General features: G+C 34.2%; 10 protein-coding genes. 1 reads left to right on the plus strand and 9 read right to left on the minus strand.

Annotation, left to right across the window (positions count from 1 at the left end; genetic code table 11):
* Positions 1 to 51: 51 nt before the first annotated feature.
* The 5 genes from ACSZOX_RS22280 to ACSZOX_RS22300 form a co-directional block, all read right to left on the minus strand.
* Positions 52 to 234, minus strand: coding sequence for a hypothetical protein (locus ACSZOX_RS22280; RefSeq protein ID WP_437922443.1), 183 nt, complete (start codon positions 232 to 234; stop codon positions 52 to 54).
* Between the two features lie 39 nt (positions 235 to 273).
* The gene (locus ACSZOX_RS22285; protein ID WP_437922445.1) at positions 274 to 648 is read right to left on the minus strand and encodes a hypothetical protein; all 375 of its coding nucleotides are present in this window, start codon (positions 646 to 648) and stop codon (positions 274 to 276) included.
* Between the two features lie 42 nt (positions 649 to 690).
* Positions 691 to 870 carry a hypothetical protein gene (locus ACSZOX_RS22290; protein ID WP_437922447.1) on the minus strand — a complete coding sequence of 60 codons (180 nt, stop codon included), beginning with the start codon at positions 868 to 870 and terminating at the stop codon, positions 691 to 693.
* A gap of 61 nt (positions 871 to 931) precedes the next feature.
* Positions 932 to 1,123: a hypothetical protein gene (locus tag ACSZOX_RS22295; RefSeq protein WP_437922449.1), complete on the minus strand. Its 192-nt coding sequence runs from the start codon at positions 1,121 to 1,123 to the stop codon at positions 932 to 934.
* A 71-nt stretch (positions 1,124 to 1,194) separates the two neighbouring features.
* Positions 1,195 to 1,650, minus strand: coding sequence for a hypothetical protein (locus tag ACSZOX_RS22300; RefSeq protein WP_437922451.1), 456 nt, complete (start codon positions 1,648 to 1,650; stop codon positions 1,195 to 1,197).
* A 259-nt stretch (positions 1,651 to 1,909) separates the two neighbouring features.
* On the opposite strand from ACSZOX_RS22300, the gene ACSZOX_RS22305 reads away from it, so the two are divergent.
* Positions 1,910 to 2,419: a YfbM family protein gene (locus ACSZOX_RS22305; RefSeq protein ID WP_437922453.1), complete on the plus strand. Its 510-nt coding sequence runs from the start codon at positions 1,910 to 1,912 to the stop codon at positions 2,417 to 2,419.
* 317 nt (positions 2,420 to 2,736) lie between these two features.
* Here ACSZOX_RS22305 and ACSZOX_RS22310 read toward each other — a convergent pair whose 3' ends face one another.
* From ACSZOX_RS22310 to ACSZOX_RS22325, 4 genes are all read right to left on the minus strand, one after another.
* A complete protein-coding gene (locus ACSZOX_RS22310) occupies positions 2,737 to 3,285 on the minus strand; it encodes a hypothetical protein (RefSeq protein WP_437922455.1) in 549 nt (182 codons plus the stop codon).
* Between the two features lie 6 nt (positions 3,286 to 3,291).
* Positions 3,292 to 3,480 carry a hypothetical protein gene (locus tag ACSZOX_RS22315; protein ID WP_437922457.1) on the minus strand — a complete coding sequence of 63 codons (189 nt, stop codon included), beginning with the start codon at positions 3,478 to 3,480 and terminating at the stop codon, positions 3,292 to 3,294.
* A 143-nt stretch (positions 3,481 to 3,623) separates the two neighbouring features.
* Positions 3,624 to 3,989, minus strand: coding sequence for an SMI1/KNR4 family protein (locus tag ACSZOX_RS22320; RefSeq protein ID WP_437922459.1), 366 nt, complete (start codon positions 3,987 to 3,989; stop codon positions 3,624 to 3,626).
* A 158-nt stretch (positions 3,990 to 4,147) separates the two neighbouring features.
* On the minus strand, positions 4,148 to 4,350 hold a 203-nt coding region (locus ACSZOX_RS22325; protein WP_437922461.1), incomplete at its 5' end, for a hypothetical protein.

Raw genomic sequence — 4,350 nt, forward strand, 5'->3', positions numbered from 1 at the left:
TGCAACTTAAAAGTGCAGACTTTTCACGTTACTAATTTCTGTTATTCTAGATTAAACAGATTTAAACCTATTTCCTTCAATCTGTCTCGCACTAAAGGTAGAAACTTCAAAATAGCCTTTACCTTTTTCCCAAACTTGCAGTCCAACTGTAGTCTTAATAATTTGCCGAAATACACGTACTTCTGCCCCCATCAGGGATGCCAAAACAGGCAAAGCATATTCGTGGTAAAACACCAAACTCAGGCTCGTCAGCGGGGTTTGGTGTCATAATCTTTAACTTTCTGAACTGTAAATATACCCTTCCATGTTTTCACATAAAATGAAATCATTGTCATCATCAGAAATGTCTGCTAAATCATTGGCGTCTGGATCAAAGCTTATATAATACAAATTATTTTTTTGCATCAGCTTGTAATCCTCAATATAGTAAACATCATTGCTGGAGTTATTATAAAATGCATACTCCTTTATTTTTGAAAACACTAATTTCAAGCAATTTCCTTTCGAATATAACAACTTAATTTCAACCTCTATAGTAAAAGAGTAGTCTTTAGTTTTGATATTAAAGCCAATTATCTGAGAACTTAATATGCTCAGTTCTTGAGTCAGCTGTTCAAATAATATATTATCTTTTCCTAAAAATTTCATGGATATCTAATTATTAGTATTTCTTCTTCGCTGTTCCCGTTTTTACTTGTCTTTTTCGAGTTCGTTTGGCTTAGGTTTTCTTCTAGACTGCCTTTCAGTTGCATTAGGATTAGGCTTTGGTTTATGATCATACACATGATCTTCACCTTCATTTTTAGGTGTGTTTACACCAGTATGCCTCCTATTATGTTCTTTTTGAACTTTTCCATCCTCTCCATACACCTTGATAGTTACACCAGGTGTATTTGTTTATATAGAATTGGGCTTACCTACATCAGGGAGCCTATTTTTTCCATCTTTTTCCATCTTCATTACCTGAAGAAGTCCCAGACGATTGTACACTACTTGAACTTGTAGTACTTTCATTATCACCAAAAAAGTAATACATCCATCTCGTAAAGAAGAGCCAAATGGATAATAATCCTGCTACACCTAGTTCCTTAAATCTGTCTCGCACTAAAGGTAGAAACTCCATTTAGGCCTTTTATAATACCCCATAACTTATCTACCACAGGTCATACGACAATATAATACCGATTAAGCCAGCTAACCCCACTTTTCTAAACTCCAGTCTTCGATCAATTTTTCAATCAAAAGGGTATCGTTCCAAACTCCCCAAGGGGACAACTCCTTCTGTTCTACCGTAAGCGTTTTTACCAATTGTAAGTGCCAAGTGTCTGTATCTACAATATGCCACCCCAGAAATTCACCCCTCACACTATGTTCTTGACGCATAAACTTAGGCTTACTAAATTCTGAAGCGCTATAAAACCCAACACGTTCAACAATCTTTCGACTAGCCGCTGCCCCTAGAGGAAAAGAAATTAAATAGCGTTCCTTTTGCTCCGCCAACTCGTCAAAGTTGGCAGGCTTTTCCAAATGTAATCCCTGTAAAACCCGAACCAGCGCTCCTGTAACCGGGTCTTTATGTATATAGTGCAAATATGCTTTTCCTTTAGGAGTATCTATTTCAAAAATATCTCCAACTTTAATTCTCGCCATAATTAATAACCAATTGATTTCAAAAGTTCATATCCTCTTTGCACTTGTGCTCCATAAGTTGGGTTCTTAGATGAGATGCTACTTATGTATTTTTCCAATCGCTCAATACACGTTTTCTATACTTTAATTTTAAATTCTTTACGTTGAAATCATGCATTAATAATGCAAAGATGATCAAATTAACTTGGATAGTTATTTCTTAAAACACGAAAATTCAATATTTTAGAGTTCATAATTATTAAATTTTCAAATAAAGAACATGGGTTGTTTAGGTGTACTATTTTCACTGGATGAAAAAGAAGTGGAGAAATTGAAGTCTTATGATTCCGACTCCGAAAGATTAGAATATTTACAAGCAGATATTGAAGAAAATTATTTTGAAAATTTTCCGGAACGACTCGCTGAACTTGACAAATCATGGGACGGTTTACATAGAAGTTTAACAAATGGAAAACTTGAATGGAGTAACGGTGAATTCCCCTTAAATCATATCATTTTGGGCGGAGAGATTTTATACACAGAGGATGATTACATTATGGTCTTAAAAACTCCCGAAACCGTAAAAGAAATAGCGAAGGCAATCAAAGATATAACAAAGGAAGAACTAAAAAAGCGTTACGAAAAAATACCCAAGGACGAGCAAGATTATGCAGAATTTTTAGGTGAGGAAGATTTTCAATATATCTGGGAATGGTTCAATCTTTCTAAAGATTTTTGGGAACTTGCAGCTAAAGAAAATAGATTTGTAGTTTTCACTGCTGACCAATAGTGATATGAAAGCCAAAATTAAGCATTAAAAAACATAGTTTTTGCGTAAAAACTTTAGCCACCCTTCACATTACTTTTCAGATTACTATTATTTTATTGACTCACAGCAAAGAAGATAAAGTATCGAAGTATCTTTAAGTATAGACATAAAAGGAGCAGATTGATTCAGACAACCTGCTCTCAATTCTAGTCAAGAACACATAAAATATGTTACTCACATATACTATCTTCTTTGAGAAATTAAGATTTAACATAACCCTCTGCATTCAGGCCTTCATATACCAAGTGAGTTTCTTTACCTACCCCTTAGCAGCACGCTCAACTTAATGCTAAATCATACTCTTTCCGTGATTTTTCATTTGTAACCAAACGCCAACCTTCCTTCAATTTCTCTTCAGCAGATTTCCCCACGTAAAACGCTCCAATTTTCTTAAACTCTTTTTTTATTTTGGTTGATAATAATTTAAAAAACTCTAATGAATCTGGATCTTCTGATATTGTGGCTAATCTTCCTGCAACGATTACATTTTCTTTTTCTCTATAAATACCTCCCAATTTTAATTCAATTGATCTAGGGTTATTACCTTGACCAACAGCAAATTTTACTCCTCCTTTTCTTTGAGGAACTTCATCAATATTAAGTGATGTGTTTTTTTTGATTATCAAATAATCATCTATCCTATTCCAATCTCCTGATAAGGTATATCCAACATGTGGCAAGTCACTTACAGAATAGTAAGTAGGAATATTTTTACTATCAAGCAACCCTGTTTGATAGTATTGAATTTCATTCGCTGATTCAAAATCCTGAATTATGTTTTCAATATCTTCTAAAAGTGAAAAAAACATTATTTGTTTACTCTTCATATTCATTTATCTTTTGGGAATTAATAAAAGATGTTCTCCTGGTGCTATTTGAGTTCTGATACGTGCTGCATTTTTTAATTCGCGAGTCGTCGGTAATCCACTTTTATAAACATCAACTGTGTTAATTCTTAAAGTTCCATATTCTGGATGTGTTGCAGTTAAATCCAAATAAGCCCCCCCCTTTTCTACCGCCACCCAAAGGTTTCAAATATTCTTCAGGGAATCTTCCTCCGCCTCTAGTTATTGTATAACCTCTACTTTCTAAAGTTGTTGCTATATTATCTATCTGGCTTCTTGTTGCAGCATTCCCGAGACTACCTCCCGTCTTAGCGACAACTCTATCTCAATATTAAAAACTCGTTAAAAGTACTCGCATTAAAAATAGCTTCCTCTTTTGACATACCTATAAAAGGCATTTCAAATATTTCACCCGTAGATTTGTATATAGCAAATGCATTGTCTCCTCCATCTGACCCGAAAATAAAAAAATCAGGAGCATATTCTTCTACAGAATAATCTTCATTAAGCTGTATCATGTCTGTTACTGGCCAAAGTATTGTATAGTATTTCTCAGAGCTTATATCAGCTCCATTTGCTTGTTTATAAAATTCTATAAAGCCTTCAGGAAGCAAAAAACTAATACGTCTCAAAAATTCGGCTATTTCGCTCGACTTAGGAGCTTCATTTCTCTCAATAGTTGTCATATATTTATTATTTTGCACTGCGCATTAATGAGTTCCAAAACTGATCGTTCCAGCAGAGTGACTCTCATCAATCTCCCAAAAATTACATGCTATCAAAGTTTTACCCGCACCACCTAATTAGTATTGGATACCGATCTTTCTGCAGATCACTGATCATTTTATAATAGGATAACATCGGAATAATGCTTCCAACCTAAATGCGAAAAAACAGTATTTATTGTACCTATTTTCGAAAAAACCTGTTCTAATGTTCCATCATTTAACATTTCTTCAACAGCAATAAACATGCTCTCATAAGACAGATCTTTCAAAATAAGCATATCTGTCGACCAAAAATACACATCACAATTGCTCTCCATAA

The organism is Sphingobacterium sp. LRF_L2, assembly GCF_965644235.1.
Lineage (GTDB): Bacteria > Bacteroidota > Bacteroidia > Sphingobacteriales > Sphingobacteriaceae > Sphingobacterium.